This window comes from Stenotrophomonas testudinis (genome assembly GCF_024499815.1).
GTDB lineage: Bacteria > Pseudomonadota > Gammaproteobacteria > Xanthomonadales > Xanthomonadaceae > Stenotrophomonas.
This window is the reverse complement of sequence record NZ_JAMOKY010000005.1, coordinates 1-15,657: the sequence shown is the minus strand read 5'-3', so window position 1 is coordinate 15,657 and position 15,657 is coordinate 1. Positions and strand designations below refer to the sequence as shown.

Below are 15,657 nucleotides of genomic sequence, written 5' to 3'. Positions count from 1 at the left end.
TGGATGAATCTTCCCTCTCCGCTTGCAATATCCATTCGCTCCTGAATATGCTTAGGCGCCTAATCATAATTGTGATCGAAGTGCTGGAAGCAAAACACACCGCCCTCATCAACGAAGCTGCCCGTCGCGGCCACGCCAACCTGGCGCAGCTCCGCCTGTGTTTCCAGCTGCTTTCCCTCTCCACCGCCATCGACCGCGACTGCGCCACACGCCTCGCACCGCATGGCCTCAGTGAAGGCCGCTTCATCGTGCTGTTCCTGCTGCATGGCGCTGGCGGCACGCTGCCCCCGCACGAGCTGGCCGAACGCGCAGGCGTCACCCGCGCCACCATCAGTGGCCTGCTGGATGGACTGCAGCGCGAAGGCCTGCTGCAACGCAGGCACGATGCCGACGACGGCCGCCGTCTGCAGGTCGTGCTGACCCCCCGCGGCAGACGCCTGGCCGAGGAACTGTTCAACCAGCACACGCAGTGGATCGGTGGACTCTTCAATAGCTTGGATACCAGTGAACAGGCGCAGCTCTCGAAGCTCCTGGCCAAGGTCTGGCAGCACACCGACACCGGGCGGGACGCGACGCCGTGAGTCAGGCCATCAGTGCGGCGCGGAAGCACGAACTCGACACCGGCCTAGCCGCCAGCACGCATCTGGCCGAGTGCCTTGTGGTGGACTTCGCAACGTTGCTGCAGACGGTGGTGGAGCTGCCAGATTCCGCCGTACAGCGCATGCGCGATGCCGCCAGCAAGGGCATCACCCAGCGCATGGCGCTGGCGGCAGCACTGCTGCGGGAAGCGGGGCAGGGGGCTGTCATTCACTGGCAGTCGCACCCCTCGGACACCGTGCGAGGTTGGGCCTGTTACCTCATCGGCAGTGATGCCACGTTGGGGCTCAGCGAAAAGCTGCAGGCGATACAGCCCCTGGCTGACGACCAACATTTCGGCGTGCGCGAATGGGCCTGGCTGGCCCTACGCGCCGACCTCGTGGCCGCGCCGCTGCAGGCGCTGACGCTGCTGCTGCCGTGGACAAGCGCTGCCTCGCCCTACCTCCGTCGCTTTGCCTGCGAAGCACTGCGCCCGCGCGGCGTATGGGCCACGCACATTTCACTCTTCAATCAACAGCCGCAGCACGCACTGCCGCTGCTGGACGCCCTGGCCAACGACCCCGAACGCTACGTGCAGGACTCGGTGGGCAACTGGCTCAACGATGCCAGCAAGATGCAACCGAAGTGGGTGCGCGACCTTTGCGCGCGCTGGCAACGCGAACACAGCAGCGCAGCAAACGCATACATCCGCAAGCGCGCCCAACGCTCCCTCCGGTAACGCCGGCCACCCACCGGCAACGCCACCACGCCGGTAGCGCCGGGCCATGCCCGGCGGACGCTCCAACCCCACCACCCCAAGGAAGGCCCCAATGCCCCACATCCTCATCGAGCACTACACCGCCACTCCCGCCTGGGCCCCACTCTCGCCGGAGCAACGCAACGCCTTCTTTGCCCGCATTGGCGCTGGCATGCAGCAGTTCGACGCGGCGCGCATCACGCCGCTGGCCATGGGCCGCATCGCCCGTGATGTGCCGCATGGCAGCGCCGAACAGTTCTACGCCGTCTGGCAGTGCGCCAGCCGCGCCGACGCCGATGCACTGGTCGCCGGCATCAGCGCCACAGGCTGGCATGAGTACTTCACCACCACCAATACGGTAGGTGCCGTGGATGCCATGCCGCAGCACCTGCACGATCTGGCAACCCACGAGTAGATCCACGCCATGCGTGGATGAACCCCCCACGCCATCCGGTAGCGCCGGGCCATGCCCGGCGGCTCCCCAGTCTCCGCCAAGGCCTGGTTACCGCGGCCGTACCCGCTCTGCCGCATGCGTACCTAGTTCCAGGCAGGCCATCATCAGGCCCTCCATCACGAGCGGTCCAACATCATGTTCCGGGCCGCCGTTCCGGCCACGCATCGCAGCAGATCCACGCCATGCGTGGATGCCCCCCCCCACGCCATCCGGTAGCGCCGGGCCATGCCCGGCGGCTCCTCAGTATTCCGCCAATGCCTGACTACCGCGGTCGCACCCGCTCCGCGGTATGCGTACCCAGTTCCAGGCAGGCCATCATCAGCCCTTCCACCACGCGCGGGCCGACATCATGCTCTGGGCCGCCATGCTGGCGGCTGCGCTCGGCGGCCAGCATCACCTCATGCACGATGCGCAGCCCGGCCAAGGCGCAGTCGCCATCGGCCAACTGGATGCGTCGGCCGATCGGCAGGTTCGGCTCAGGCCAGGGAAGGCCATCGCTGCCGCAGCCCGCGCCGATGCGCTGCAGGTTGGCGATGAAACCGTGGGGATCAGGGGCAGCGTCTTCGGAATTGGCCGGATCGTTGTGGCCGCTACCGGGAAAGGGGAGGTGCTTTGCGTTCACGGTGTGTGCTCCGTCCAGCGAAGACGGCAGCACCACCGGAATAGGTGGCGGACGGTACGTGTCTGGAAGCCGGGAAACAGAAGTAAACCGGTGGACCCTTGGGTCCCCACGCGCCGCCCGCCACGGAACGCGGACGATATGGCAGCCGGCGCCGCAACACGCGGCGCCGGCTGGCAAACGTTTCTTCTGTCGCAGGGGCTTCCAGACCCGGCCGCCCTTTTTCGGTGGCAATCTATCTAGAGTAGATGTCTGCGAAGAACGTCGAGTGCGTCCGCGGCATTCATAGCGCACGGCGCTATATCGCACACGCGTTGAGAGGGAAACGCCGGGCGTTTGCGCCTAGCTTCCTGCAATTGAACTTTGCTTGCGATAAATGGCGAGCGCGTCAGTCGCTACGCTTCGCTGTAATCCAGAATTCGCGGCAAGCTCCGTTCATTGGTTTCGCTCATTGGGCTGTCAAGCCTGCTCGATCGGTCCAACTTCTCCATAAGGGGGTTGGCAATTGCCGTAACAACCTCCCCCTCCGGGAAGCCAGCCTCCGATGCCGCCGCCGCCACCACCACCACCACCACCACCAGCCCCAGGTTGCGCAGCAGTGCTTCCATCATTCGATGAGTCCTGTGCACGCTGGCCGCAGGGCTTCTCAACGTGAATCATGGCGCGCCCGGTCATCATCATGATCCTTGTGGTGTAACTCACATTTCCTTTGAAGTAGTTGTTGCGCCAAACAGCGGTGCCAACAACCTTCTCCGCAGCTTCATCCAGCTTCTTGTTGAAGGCCGAGGCAAAAGGATCGCTGGCGCCTGCGGCGCGCTCCTTTGAGATGTCCTTGATATCGACTTTCAAGGGAGGAAGGGGTGGGATGGGTAGCTCTGAACAGGCGATTGCAATACCGGCGCAACATCCAGCAGAAATCAGGCACAGCTTTACAGACGGTTTCAACTTTTGCTCCTTGCGTGTGAAACGAACAACTACTCAGACGGTAGCGGTCGAGGATCGGGGATGAACTCGCCTCCGGTTTTTTCCCGATATATGGCATCCAGCGTTCTGCTGAGCTTCAGCGCTTCCGCTTCACCACGCATTCGCTGTTCGACGGTCAATGGGGCTCTGAACATCATTTCTCTGGCCAGTGCCAGTGATGTATCTCCTCTCATCTCGGCGACCCGTGCAATTGCGTAGCCGGTGACCACATCACCTTGCGTGCTTCCCGCAAAGAACGACGCGGCAGACTGCAGCGCATAAAGATTGCCCTCGGCGCCTTTGATCAACAGTCGATCCAGGGCTTCGCGCTCCGGCAGCGCCCGCGTGTCCAACATGACTTGGGCAACGATGTCCCCAGCATTGGCCGCACTCCAAAGGATGCCGTCGGAGGCGCCGGTGAACGTCTCATGCTGTTCCTTGTTCGGGTATCCATGCCGATCCAACCAGTGCTGCTCCTGTACGTTCGTGGCTCCCCATGGGTCATCGTCGAAGCCCATGCCTTGCCGTGTTGCGCGTGGCAAGGAAACACTTCCAGCTGCGGCAGGCTGATTCTTCTCGCCCTTCTGCCCACGTACTTCGTCAACCGGAATCATGGGGGTGCTTTTGTTGTTTTGGACGGCCCCCACGCTTGGTCCATCTACTGCGCAGCCCGCCAAAGAGGCCATAAGCACGCAGGCCAGCACCAGCAGGTGGCCACTGCTGCTTGAACGCGTGAAACGATGGGTTTTATTCACTACCTGTTCCCGAAGTCCTAGTAACCGCTCGTGGCGACAGAAACTGATGCATGATCCGGCCATCGTCAAGCTCGTTGTGTAGTAAGGAATATCTGACGCAGGCTGACCCGCATTCCACCCAAGCTGAACTGCGATTCTGTGCGTCGATCAGTTGGGGCTACAGGTCTCTGGACGTTTGGTCTTTGGTGGAATACGTCAACAGCATAGGTCGGAATGTCTGGAGGCCAGCGCCTAGAAGAACTCGAGCCATGGCGTAGTCACCAGCCGTGCAGATCACTGCACGGCTGGCAGGCAGATATCGAATCGAGTGGCGCTGTAGCTCTACTGCGGCCGCACCCGCTCGGCCGCATGCGTGCCCAGTTCCAGGCAGGCCATCATCAGGCCTTCCATCACGCGTGGACCAACATCATGTTCCGGCCCGCCAATCTGGCGGCTGCGCTCGGCGGCCAGCAGCATCTCATGCACGATACGCAGCCCGGCAAGCGCGCAATCGCCATCGGACAACTGGATGCGTCGGCCGATCGGCAGGTTCGGTTCGGGCCAGGGAAGGCCATCGCTGCCGCAGCCTGCGCCGATACGCTGCAGGTTGGCGATGAAACCGTGGGGATCAGGGGCAGCGTCTTCGGTGTTGGCCGGGTCGTTGTGGCCGCTACCAGGGAAGGGGACGTGCTTTGCGTTCATGGCGTGTGCTCCGTACAGAGAGGACGGCAGCGCCACCGGAATAGGTGGCGGACGGTACGTGGCGGCAAAGACCGGGAGATGCTGATACCGGCGGGCGCAAGCGCCCCCACGCACCGCCCGCCATGGAACGCGGACGGATTGCCAGCCGGCGCCGCACGAAGCGACGCAGGCCGGCAAACGTAAACAGCATCTCCACGGGCTTTGCCGACCCGGCCACCCTTTTTCGGTGGCAATCCATCTAGTGCACATGCCTGCGCGCAGCACCAAGGGCATCCGCGACAGCCATGAAACCGCGGCGCAGTATTGCACATGCTGCAGGCCATGGAATCCGCTGTTTCAAGCGCATTGCTCCACGGTTGAACTTCGAAGCCACGAAGTCATTGGCGTATCACGTAGCGAGTCGAAAGCGGGTTCGATCACGACATTATCCATATGGGGAAAAGTGACGCGTCCTCTTCAGTGACGCTTTCTCCCGGCGACTGAAGCCATGTTCTTCAGGACAATTTCTGGCTTGCCACGTGGCGGGATTTCAAAGCTCGCATGGAGGGCGAGCGTCATGTCGGTCATCCAGGAATATGCGCTCGCAGATCGCATTCGCGAGCTCGTTCGATTCGTTGATAGGCAGTCCATCGCTGGTGCGGAGGATTGGCGTGCTCCTGCATTTGCGTACCTGCTCACGCCAAAGCAATGCGATGACTTTGATCGGGTCTGTGACGAGAACGGCTGGTTACGGTTGAACTGCTACGCGGTCATGCTCGGTCCCGGTGAAATACGGCACGTTCTGGATGCCCGTAAGCAGAAAGATGGCCTGATGTGTTCCGAGATCGAAGAGCTTCTGGCCAAAGCGTACAGCCCGCGCAGCCTCATCAGATGCAATCCGCCCGGCGGTTCCGACGCTGCACCACGGAGAAGCGAGCAGCAGTCCGTCATGCTCAACACGCACCAGAAGCTTTACATCGGGGGTACGCCGTACTACGCGACGGCTGTACTGGAAATCCGTGTTTCTGGATCCAGAAGGTACTTGGCCCCGGTGACGTGCTATCACGTGACCGAGGCCAAGAAACGAAAGATGTTGAAGTGACTACGTAGGAAGGACGGCCTCATTGGCAGGCTTCCGCACTCAAGCGAACAGCCCCGGCGCCAACAATTTCCCTTCATATGCCCCCTGCGGGACTTCGCAGCTCCGCCGACGAATTTTCTGCTGTCTGCGTAGTCGGCGCTCACTATACCGGCCCCTCAGGGGAGCCGCAACGAACCTATCAGATGATGGGGAAAAGCGTCACCTTCGTTTCCGTGCACGGCTGCCAACGAACAGCGTTCACACTGGCCACTGCCGAATGAGGCTGGGCGCGCCACGGCACATGCGCCTGTCACCAAGACGCGGTAAACATGATCCCTGCCCATGTCCACCCGCAGGGAAGTCGATCATGCAGAGCAAGCTCCAGGTCACGCTGTACGGAACCCTTGGCGACAGCCCGGCGCTGCAGCTGCCAGGTCTGGAGGGGCCGTCGGTCGCCATCCTGGAGTCCACCCTGCGGCAGCTCGTCTCCGATCTCTACACCGCCCGCTCCCTGCTCAACCCCGAGCAGCTGGACGAGGCGCAGAAGGAACTGGACCGCGTGGTGGAGCGCTGGGTGGACATCCACGAAGGACTGCTGCTGGATGTGGAAGTACACGGCAAGCGCTGAGGCACCCCTGCCTGAACCGCTCCCGCAGTTGCCGATGAAACATTTTGCACTGCGCAGAAGCTGTGCTATCAATACATCCCATGAACGCCGTCCACGCCAACTTTTATTGGTATTACTTTCCGAAGCCCACGGCGGAGGAAGGACTGCGCTCACCCTGAAGAAACCTTCAGACGCATTCCCGAAAGCCGCCAGCGAACCTGGCGGCTTTTTTCATGTCGCCACGCTGGGGACCCCCAACGTTCCGGAGAACCCCCGCAATGCCCCCCCACACCGACGACCTTCGTATCCGTACCATCGAACCGCTGACACCGCCCGCCCAGCTGCTGGCGATGCTGCCCTGCGACGATGAAGCTTCCGACACCGTCAGCGCCTCGCGCGCGGCCCTGCACGAGATCCTGCATGGCCGTGACGACCGCCTGGCCGTGGTGGTGGGCCCGTGCTCGATCCACGACCCGCACGCCGCCATCGAGTACGCCCAGCGCCTGAAGCCCCTGCGCGATGCGCTGGCCGGCGAACTGGAGATCGTCATGCGCGTGTACTTCGAAAAGCCGCGCACCACGGTGGGCTGGAAGGGCCTGATCAACGATCCGGACCTGGATGGCAGCTTCAAGATCGACAAGGGCCTGCGCATTGCCCGCGGCCTGCTGCGTGACATCAACAAGCTGGGCCTGCCGGCCGGCGTCGAGTTCCTCGATGTGATCTCGCCGCAGTACATCGCCGATCTGGTCGCCTGGGGCGCCATTGGCGCGCGCACCACCGAAAGCCAGGTGCACCGCGAACTGGCCTCGGGCCTTTCCTGCCCGGTCGGCTTCAAGAACGGTACCGATGGCAACGTCAAGATCGCGGCCGATGCAGTGGGCGCAGCGTCCAACCCGCATCACTTCCTGTCGGTCACCAAGCAGGGTGGCACCGCCATCGTGTCGACCACCGGCAACCCGGATTGCCATGTGATCCTGCGTGGCGGCAAGCAGCCGAACTACGACGCGGCCAGCGTCGGCGAGGCCTGCCAGGCACTGGCCAAGGCCAAGCTGCCGACGCGCCTGATGATCGATGCCAGCCATGCCAACAGCCTCAAGAACCCCGAAAACCAGCCGAAAGTGATCGAGGACATCGCCATCCAGCTGGAAGACGGCGAACAGCGCATCGTCGGCGTGATGGTGGAAAGCCATCTGGTCGGTGGCCGCCAGGAACTGGTGGAAGGCCAGCCGCTGGTTTACGGCCAGAGCATCACCGATGGCTGCATTGATTGGGACACCACCGTGGACGTGCTGGAGCGCTTGGCCGCTGCCGTGCGTGCCCGCCGTGAAGTAAAGGTGTCCGAAGCCGCTTGATTGCGGCATGTGTGTGGATGGCGGCCAGCGCCTGCGGGGGTGCGGCCGCGATCAGGGTCGGTCGGAGTTGGAGGCCGACCCGTCCGCACCGGCGATGCGCCTGGCGCTGCGTAAGTGCGACAGCGCCAGGTACATCGCCGGGGTGGTGGTACCGGTTTTTGTAGAGTCGAGCCATGCTCGACTTATGCAAAAAGCAGTCGAGCATGGCTCGACTCTACATGGATCTTTTCGCGCGAATCCTCGCCAGCGCCAGATACATCGCCGGCGTCGTGTACAGCGTCAGCCACTGGCTGACCAGCAACCCGCCCACAATCGCGATGCCCAGCGGCTGCCGCAGCTCCCAGCCCTCGCCGTTGGCCAGCACCAGCGGCAGCGTGCCCAGCAGCGCCGCCAGCGAGGTCATCAGGATCGGCCGCAGGCGAAGCCGTGCCGCCTCCATCACCGCGTCGTGCGCGCTCACGCCTCGCCGCTCGCCGGCCAGGGCGAAGTCCACCAGCAGGATGGTGTTCTTCATCACCACGCCCACCAGCAGGAACAACCCAAGCAGCGCGATCAGGTTCAGTTCGTTGCCGAACACCCATAGCGCCAGCAGCGCGCCGATGCCGGCTGAGGGCAGGGTGGACAGGATCACCAGCGGCTGCAGGAAGCTCTCGTAGAGGATGCCCAGCACCAGGTAGACCGCCAGCGTCGCGCCCAGCACCAGCCACAGCTGTCGCGCACGCAGGCTGTCCAGGCCACCGGCTTCACCGGACAGCTTGGCCTGCACCGTGCGTGGCAGCATCAGTTTCGCCATCGCAGTGTCGATCGCCTGCGTGGCCTGTTCCAGGCCGACACCCGGCGCCAGTGCGAATTCGATCCAGATCGAGGCGAACTGTTCGCTGTGGTAGATGCGGTCCGGCGCCATGCCATAGCGCCAGCTGGCGATGGTCGACAGCGGAATGCGCTGGCCGCTGCCATCGATCACCTGCAGGCGCGCCAGCGTGCCTGGGTCCTGGGTGTGCTTCGGGTCCAGCTCCATCACCACGCGGTACTGGTTGAGGCTGTCGTACAGGGTGGCGACCTGGCGCTGGCTGAAGGAATTGTTGAGCATGTTGGCCACGGTCTTCAGGTCCACGCCATGGCGCGCGGCGGCCTCGCGGTCGATGTCCAGCACCACCTGGCGCATGCCGGCCTCGCCCTGTGCTTCCACGTCCACCAGCTCGGGCAGGGCGCGCAGCGCGGCGCCGACCTTCGGGGCCCACTCGCGCAGCGGCGCCATGTCCGCCGACAGCAGCTGGAACTCGTACTGGCCGCTGCTGCCGCCGCCCTCCAGGCGGATGTCCTGGTCGACCCACAGGTACAGGTTGCCGCCGGGCAGCTTGGGTAGGCGCGCGCGCAGGCGATCGATCACCTCTTGGCTGGACACCTTGCGCTCGGCCAGCGGCTTCATCTTGATCATGATGAAGGCGTTGTTGACCCCGTTGCTGCCGCCGATATAGCCGATGATGTCCTCGATGGCCGGGTCGGACAGCAGCAGCTTGCGGTAGGCATCGATCTTCGGCTGCATGGCCTGGAACGAGAGGCCATCGTCGCCACGGGCGAAGCCACGCAGCTGCGCGGTGTCCTGCTTGGGCACCACGCCCTTGGGCACCTGCTGGAACAACCAGGCGTTGAGCGCGATGACCGCCACGAAGGCCAGCAACGGCCAGCGCAGCCGGCGCAGGCAGGCCTGCAGCGTGCGCAGGTAGGCGGCACGTATGCGCTCGAACAGCGCGTTGCTGCCACGCTGCCAGCGCGAGGCATGCTGCGCGTCATCGACGAACAGGCGCGCGCACAGCATCGGCACCAGACTCAGCGCAACGACCACCGACACGCTCATCGCCGCCACCAGGGTCAGCGAGAATTCGCGGAACAGGCGCCCGACGAAGTCATCCAGGAACAGGATGGAGACGAACACCACGGCCAGCGCCACGTTCATCGACAGCAGGGTGGCGCCCACTTCCGCCGCGCCCCGCACCGCGGCCTGCCAGCGGTCGGCGCCCAGTTCGCGATGACGGGCGATGTTCTCCAGCACCACGATGGCATCGTCCACCACCAGCACCGCGGCCACGATCAGCGCCATCAGCGAGAGCGTGTTGAGCGAGAACCCCATCAGCGCCACCAGTGCCAGCGTGCCGAACAGCACCACCGGGATGGCCACGCTGGGCACCAGCGCCGCGCGCCAGTGGCCGAGGAAGGCGAGCACCACCAGCACCACCAGGGCGATGGCCAGCACCAGGGTCAGTTCGGCTTCGTGCAGGGTCGCGCGGATGACAGGCGAGCGGTCCATCACCAGGCGCATGTCCACGCTGGGTGGCAGCAGCGCATGCAGCTGCGGCAGCTGCGCTTGGATGGCATCGACGGTGGCGATGATGTTCGCACCGGGCTGGCGGCTGACGATCAGCAGCACCGCCGGGCGTTCGTTGTGGAAACCGCTGGCGTAGCGGTCTTCCACGCCGTCGGCCACTACCGCCACATCGCCCAGGCGCAGGGTGCGGTCGTCGCTCACCTTCAGCGCCAGCTCGCGGTACTGCGCGGCCTGGCGCAGCTGCAGCGGCGCTTCCAGCTGCCATTGCTGGCGCTCATCGCCCACCGCACCCAACGGGCGCACCGCGTTTGCGCGGCTGATGACCTGGGCCACGTCTTCCAGGGCCAGGCCGGCATGGTTGAGCGCATTCGGGTCCAGCGATACGCGCACCGCCGGCAGGGCACTGCCACCCACCTGCACTTCGCCCACGCCCGGTACCTGCGACAGCTTCTGCGCCAGCACGGTGGAGGCCAGGTCGTACAGCTGGCCCGGCGGCAGCGTGTCCGAGGTCAGTGCCAGCGCCAGGATCGGCGCCTGCGAGGGATTCACCTTGCGGTACTGCGGCATGCCGGGCATGCCACTGGGCAGCTGCCCGCGCGCGCGATTGATCGCCGCCTGCACTTCGCGCGCGGCCTCGTCGATATCGCGGCCGAGCACGAACTTCAGCTCGACCGAGGTCTGGCCCTGGGTGCTGGCCGAATCGATACGCGAGATGCCGGGCAGGCTGCCGAGGGCACGTTCCAGTGGCGTGGCCACAGTGGCGGCCATCGACTCGGGCGAGGCACCGGGCAGGCTGGCGCTCACTTCGATGGCCGGGTAATCCACCTGTGGCAGCGGTGCCACAGGCAGCAGGCGCAGCGCCAGCAGGCCGGCCAGCACCAGCGCCACCGCCAGCAGGGTCGTCGCTACCGGTCGCTGCACGCAGGCCTGGGCCAGGCGTGCGATGGGGCTCATGCGCGCGCCTCTTCAGGCGTGGCGATGGTGGCCGAGCGCCGGCGCTGCAGGCGGTCGAAGGCCAGGTAGATCACCGGCGTGGTGAACAGGGTCAGCACCTGGCTGACCAGCAGGCCACCGACCATCACCCAGCCCAGCGGCTGCCGCAGTTCCGCGCCCGAGCCACTGGCCAGCATCAACGGCACCGCGCCGAACAACGCGGCCAGCGTGGTCATCAGGATCGGACGGAAGCGCAGCAGCGCCGCCTGCTGGATCGCCTCGCGCGGGGCCATGCCGCGCGTGCGCTGCGCGTCCAGCGCGAAGTCGATCATCATGATCGCGTTCTTCTTCACCAGCCCGATCAGCAGCACGATGCCGATCACCGCGATCAGGTCGAGGCTGCGTCCGCTCACCCACAGCGCGGCCAGCGCACCCACCGTGGCCGAGGGCAGGGTGGATAGGATGGTGATCGGGTGCACGAAGCTCTCGTAGAGCACGCCCAGCACGATGTACATCACTACCACCGCGGCCAGGATCAGCCACAGCGTGGACGACAGCGAACTGCTGAACGCCGCTGCCGCACCCTGCAGGCGCAGTTCGATGCTTTCGGGCAGGGCGATCTGCGTACGCGCCGCTTCCACGGCGGCGGTGGCTTCGCCCAGCGAGGCGCCCGGCGCCAGGTTGAACGAGAGCGTGGCCGCCGGGAACTGGCCCACATGGTTGCGCAGCAGGGCCGCCGGCCCCAGTTCCACCCGCGCCACCGCGCCCAGCGGCACGGGTTGGCCGTCGCTGTTGCGCACGCGCAGGCCGCTGATGGCCTCGGGCCCGGGCTGGCGCGACGGATCGGCTTCCAGCACCACGCGGTACTGGCTGGCCTGGGTGAAGATGGTGGAAATCTGCCGCTGCCCGTAGGCGTCGTACAGCGCATCGGCCACGGCTTCCACGCTCACGTTCAGGCGTGCAGCGGCATCGCGGTCGATGTTCACCCGCGCCTGCCGGCCCTGCATCTGCAGGTCGCTGGCCACATCGCGCAGTGCTGGCTGCTGGCGCAACGCCTGCAGCAGCTTCGGCGTCCACGTTTCCAGCCTCTGCTGTTCCGGCGTGGTCAGGGTGAACTGGTACTGGTTGCGGCTGATGCGGTCTTCGATGCCCAGCTCCTGCACCGGCTGCAGGTAGAGGGTGATGCCGGGAATCTTCGATACGCGCTGCTGCAGCCGTTCCATCACCACGGCGGCGCCGTCGCGGTCGCCATGCGGCTTCAGTTCGATCAGCAGGCGGCCGGTGTTGAGCGTGGCGTTGTTGCCGTCCACGCCGATGTAGGACGACACGCTGGCCACGGCCTCGTCGGCTTCGATGGCTGCCGCCAAGGCCTGCTGGCGCTCGCGCATGGCCTGGAACGAGATCGCCTGCGGGGCTTCGCTGATGCCCTGCACCAGGCCGGCGTCCTGCACCGGGAAGAAGCCCTTGGGCACGGCGAAGTACAGCGCCACGGTCAGCGCCAGGGTAGCGACGGTGGCCAGCAGCATCAGCGGCTGGCGCTGCAGCACCCACTGCAGCTGCCGGTCGTAGACGGCGATGATGCGGTCGAACACGTCCGGCGCGTGCGCGGTCTTCGCATGCGGCTTCAGGAACCGCGCACACAACATCGGCGTAAGAGTGAGCGACACCAGCAGCGAGATGCCGATCGCCACCGCCAGCGTCACCGCGAACTCATGGAACAGCGCGCCCACCAGGTCGGCCATGAACAGCAGCGGGATCAGCACCGCGATCAGTGAAACAGTGAGCGAGACCAGGGTGAAGCCGATCTCGGTCGCGCCCTTCAGCGCCGCCTCGCGCGGGCTTTCGCCGTCTTCCAGGTGGCGGGCGATGTTCTCCAGCATCACGATGGCATCGTCCACCACGAAGCCGGTGGCGATGGTCAGCGCCATCAGCGTGAGGTTGTTGAGCGAATAGCCGGCCAGCAGCATCACCGCGAACGTGCCGATCAGCGACAGCGGCACCGCCACGCTGGGAATGAGCGTGGCCGGCAGGTTGCGCAGAAACACCCATGTGACCAGCACCACCAGGCCGATGGCCAGCACCAGTTCCTTCTGCACGCCGCGCACGGAGGCGCGGATCGATTCGGTGCGGTCGCTCAGCACGTTCATCTGCACGCCGGCTGGCAGCGTGGCCTGCAGCTGCGGTATTAGCGTCCGCACCTGTTCGACCACGGCGATCACGTTCGCGCCGGGCTGGCGCTGGATGTTCACCAGCACCGCCGGCGTGGGGCCGCTCCAGGCGGCCAGCTGGCGGTTCTCGGCGCCATCGGTGACGGTCGCCACGTCGCCCAGGCGCAGCGGCGCGCCTTCGCGCCAGGCCAGCACCAGGGCACGGTACTCATCGACGCTGCGCATCTGGTCGTTGGCATCGAGCATCACCGCGCGGATCGGGCCGTCGAAACTGCCCTTGGGCAGGTTGACGTTGGCTGCCGCGATCGCGGTACGGATGTGGTCCATGCCCAGGCCGTTGGCGGCCAGCGCAGCCGGGTTCACCTGGATGCGCACGGCCGGCCGCTGGCCACCGGCCAGGCTGACCAGACCGACGCCGGGCAGCTGCGCCAGGCGCTGGGCGATGCGCGTATCCACCAGGTCGTGCACCTGCGGCAGTGCCAGCGCCTGCGAGGTCACCGCCAGGGTGAGGATGGGCGTATCGGCCGGGTTGACCTTGCGATACACCGGCGGCACCGGCAGATCGCCGGGCAGGAAGCTGCCGGCTGCGTTGATGGCCGCCTGCACGTCCTGCTCGGCCACACCCAGCGACACGTCCAGGCCGAACTGCAGGGTGATGACCGAGGCACCGCCGGAACTGGTGGACGACAGCTGCTTCAGGCCGGGAATCTGCCCGAGCTGGCGTTCCAGCGGCGCGGTGATGGTGCGCGTGGTCAGTTCCGGGCTGGCGCCCGGGTACAGCGTGGTGATCTGGATGATCGGGTAATCGACCTGCGGCAGCGCCGCTACCGGCAGCAGGCGGTAGGCCAGCACGCCCGACAGCAGCAGCGCCACCATCAGCAGGGTCGTTGCGACCGGGCGCAGGATGAACGGGCGCGACAGGTTCATGCGCCGGCCTTGGCCGCCTTCGCTGCAGCAGCGGGCTGTTCGGCCACGATCTCCACGGCGGTGCCATCTTCCAGGCCATCGATGCCTTCGATCACTACCTGGTCACCGGCCTGGAGGCCGGAGCGTACGGCCACGCGGCCCTCATCGGCCGGGCCCAGCACCACGGTGCGGCGCTGCGCCTTGTTGTCCTTGTCGACGATGTGCACGTAGTTGCCCTGGCTGCCGAACTGCACGGCGGCATCGGGAATCAGCAGCGCTGGCTGTTCGCCCAGCTGCAGGCGCACGTTGACGAACTGGTTGGGGAACAGGGCCAGGCCGGCGTTGTCGAACTGCGCGCGCAGCTTCAGCGTGCCGGTGGCGGTGTCGATGCGGTTGTCGACGCTGGACAGCGTGCCCTGCGCCAGCGCCCTGCTTTCACCGCGGTCCCAGGCTTCCACCGGCAGGCCGGCCTGGGCCTGCACGGCATCCAGCAGGGCCGGCAGTTCCGGTTCGGGCACGGTGAACAGCACGCTGATCGGCGCGGTCTGCGCCAACGTCACCAGGCCTTCGGTATCGCTGGCGTGCACCAGGTTGCCGACATCGAGGCGGCGCAGGCCGACGCGGCCGCTGACCGGCGCGGTGATGCGGGTGTACTGCAGCTGCAGGCGCGCTTCGTCCACCGACGCCTGGTCGCTGATGCGGCGGCCCTGCAGTTGCCGTACCTTGCTCTGCTGGTCGCTCAGTTCCTGCCCGGACACGTAGTTCTGCTTCTGCAGTTCGCGGTAGCGCTGCAGCTGGCGTTCGGCGTTCTCGAGTTCCGCCAGATTCTGCTGCTGGGTACCCTGCGCCTGCGCCAGCTTCACTGCATACGGGCGCGGGTCGATCTGCGCGAGCAGGTCGCCGGCCTTCACCTGCTGGCCTTCCTGGAAGTGCAGGCGCAGCAGCTCACCATCGACGCGGCTGCGCACCACCACGCTGTGCAGCGGGGTGACGGTGCCGACGGCCTTCAGGCGCAGCTGCAGCGGTTCGGCACTGGCACGGGCCACGCGCACCGGCACGGTCTTGCCCGGGGCTGCGTCCGCGGTTGCCTCGGCGCGCGGCCATGCCCACCAGGCCACCAGGCCGGCCACGATGATGACCACGGGAATCGCCCACCAGCGGCGGGAACGGGGCGGGGTGCTACGGGACGGCTCAACAGCGGACATGGGGCATCCTGCGCCCTGCGCACGCGCAGGGACATGTACGCCCGCTCGCGCATCACGCGTAGCGGGCAACGGGGGAGGGGGGTGTCTGGCGGGACCGCGACGCGGTGTGGCTGGATGCCGTCGCGCGGGCGACGGGAAACGCATGGTAGCCAATCACGTGGGATTTTTCCGCATGACCAAGGTCATGCCCTGCAATGCGTCGAACGCGCTCGACCGCCTTTGTAGAGTGGGGGGGGGGGGGGGGGGGGGGGGGGGGGGGGGGGGGGGGGGGGGGGGGGGGGGGGGGGGGGGGGGG

Annotated in this window: 13 protein-coding genes; 6 read left to right on the top strand and 7 right to left on the bottom strand. The window is 66.0% G+C overall.

Annotation, left to right across the window (positions count from 1 at the left end; genetic code table 11):
* The first annotated feature begins 80 nt into the window (after positions 1 to 80).
* The 3 genes from NQ204_RS04820 (at position 81) to NQ204_RS04810 (ending at position 1,748) form a co-directional block, all read left to right on the top strand.
* Entirely contained in the window at positions 81 to 581 is a 501-nt protein-coding gene (locus tag NQ204_RS04820; RefSeq protein ID WP_256643229.1) for a MarR family winged helix-turn-helix transcriptional regulator, read from the top strand.
* On the top strand, positions 578 to 1,315 hold the full coding sequence (locus NQ204_RS04815) for a DNA alkylation repair protein (RefSeq protein WP_256643228.1): 738 nt from the start codon (positions 578 to 580) through the stop codon (positions 1,313 to 1,315). The genes NQ204_RS04820 and NQ204_RS04815 overlap by 4 nt, the downstream gene beginning before the upstream one ends.
* Positions 1,316 to 1,406: 91 nt before the next feature.
* Entirely contained in the window at positions 1,407 to 1,748 is a 342-nt protein-coding gene (locus tag NQ204_RS04810; RefSeq protein ID WP_116864138.1) for a DUF6616 family protein, read from the top strand.
* A 301-nt stretch (positions 1,749 to 2,049) separates the two neighbouring features.
* Here the strand turns inward: NQ204_RS04810 and NQ204_RS04805 are convergent, their stop codons facing one another.
* From NQ204_RS04805 to NQ204_RS04790, 4 genes are all read right to left on the bottom strand, one after another.
* Positions 2,050 to 2,409, bottom strand: coding sequence for a hypothetical protein (locus NQ204_RS04805; protein WP_256643227.1), 360 nt, complete (start codon positions 2,407 to 2,409; stop codon positions 2,050 to 2,052).
* Between the two features lie 456 nt (positions 2,410 to 2,865).
* Positions 2,866 to 3,351, bottom strand: coding sequence for a hypothetical protein (locus tag NQ204_RS04800; protein ID WP_256643226.1), 486 nt, complete (start codon positions 3,349 to 3,351; stop codon positions 2,866 to 2,868).
* A gap of 29 nt (positions 3,352 to 3,380) precedes the next feature.
* Complete coding sequence (locus tag NQ204_RS04795) at positions 3,381 to 4,124, bottom strand: hypothetical protein (RefSeq protein ID WP_243402723.1); 744 nt, start codon at positions 4,122 to 4,124, stop codon at positions 3,381 to 3,383.
* A 321-nt stretch (positions 4,125 to 4,445) separates the two neighbouring features.
* A complete protein-coding gene (locus tag NQ204_RS04790; protein WP_116864135.1) occupies positions 4,446 to 4,805 on the bottom strand; it encodes a hypothetical protein in 360 nt (119 codons plus the stop codon).
* A gap of 556 nt (positions 4,806 to 5,361) precedes the next feature.
* On the opposite strand from NQ204_RS04790, the gene NQ204_RS04785 reads away from it, so the two are divergent.
* The 3 genes from NQ204_RS04785 to NQ204_RS04775 all read left to right on the top strand — a co-directional run bounded on the left by NQ204_RS04785 (position 5,362) and on the right by NQ204_RS04775 (position 7,824).
* Entirely contained in the window at positions 5,362 to 5,886 is a 525-nt protein-coding gene (locus NQ204_RS04785; RefSeq protein ID WP_256643225.1) for a hypothetical protein, read from the top strand.
* Between the two features lie 346 nt (positions 5,887 to 6,232).
* Positions 6,233 to 6,493, top strand: a complete 261-nt coding sequence (locus NQ204_RS04780) for a hypothetical protein (RefSeq protein WP_108770152.1) — start codon at positions 6,233 to 6,235, stop codon at positions 6,491 to 6,493.
* A gap of 257 nt (positions 6,494 to 6,750) precedes the next feature.
* Entirely contained in the window at positions 6,751 to 7,824 is a 1,074-nt protein-coding gene (locus NQ204_RS04775) for a 3-deoxy-7-phosphoheptulonate synthase (protein ID WP_116864133.1), read from the top strand.
* A gap of 214 nt (positions 7,825 to 8,038) precedes the next feature.
* Here NQ204_RS04775 and NQ204_RS04770 read toward each other — a convergent pair whose 3' ends face one another.
* Genes NQ204_RS04770 through NQ204_RS04760 form a run of 3 tightly spaced genes read right to left on the bottom strand, consistent with a single transcriptional unit; the run spans position 8,039 to position 15,362 of the window.
* Positions 8,039 to 11,104 carry an efflux RND transporter permease subunit gene (locus NQ204_RS04770; protein WP_256643224.1) on the bottom strand — a complete coding sequence of 1,022 codons (3,066 nt, stop codon included), beginning with the start codon at positions 11,102 to 11,104 and terminating at the stop codon, positions 8,039 to 8,041.
* Positions 11,101 to 14,178: a multidrug efflux RND transporter permease subunit gene (locus NQ204_RS04765; protein ID WP_256643223.1), complete on the bottom strand. Its 3,078-nt coding sequence runs from the start codon at positions 14,176 to 14,178 to the stop codon at positions 11,101 to 11,103. Before NQ204_RS04765 ends, NQ204_RS04770 begins: the two co-directional genes overlap by 4 nt.
* Positions 14,175 to 15,362: an MdtA/MuxA family multidrug efflux RND transporter periplasmic adaptor subunit gene (locus NQ204_RS04760; RefSeq protein ID WP_256643222.1), complete on the bottom strand. Its 1,188-nt coding sequence runs from the start codon at positions 15,360 to 15,362 to the stop codon at positions 14,175 to 14,177. The genes NQ204_RS04765 and NQ204_RS04760 overlap by 4 nt, the downstream gene beginning before the upstream one ends.
* Between the last annotated feature and the right edge of the window lie 295 nt (positions 15,363 to 15,657).

Excerpts from the sequence above, each read along its gene's own strand:
- NQ204_RS04810 (WP_116864138.1), top strand. The coding sequence starts at position 1,407 with ATGCCCCACATCCTCATCGAGCACTACACCGCCACTCCCGCCTGGGCC.
- NQ204_RS04790 (WP_116864135.1), bottom strand. The coding sequence starts at position 4,805 with ATGAACGCAAAGCACGTCCCCTTCCCTGGTAGCGGCCACAACGACCCG.
- NQ204_RS04785 (WP_256643225.1), top strand. The coding sequence starts at position 5,362 with ATGTCGGTCATCCAGGAATATGCGCTCGCAGATCGCATTCGCGAGCTC.
- NQ204_RS04780 (WP_108770152.1), top strand. The coding sequence starts at position 6,233 with ATGCAGAGCAAGCTCCAGGTCACGCTGTACGGAACCCTTGGCGACAGC.
- NQ204_RS04775 (WP_116864133.1), top strand. The coding sequence starts at position 6,751 with ATGCCCCCCCACACCGACGACCTTCGTATCCGTACCATCGAACCGCTG.
- NQ204_RS04770 (WP_256643224.1), bottom strand. The coding sequence starts at position 11,104 with ATGAGCCCCATCGCACGCCTGGCCCAGGCCTGCGTGCAGCGACCGGTA.
- NQ204_RS04765 (WP_256643223.1), bottom strand. The coding sequence starts at position 14,178 with ATGAACCTGTCGCGCCCGTTCATCCTGCGCCCGGTCGCAACGACCCTG.
- NQ204_RS04760 (WP_256643222.1), bottom strand. The coding sequence starts at position 15,362 with ATGTCCGCTGTTGAGCCGTCCCGTAGCACCCCGCCCCGTTCCCGCCGC.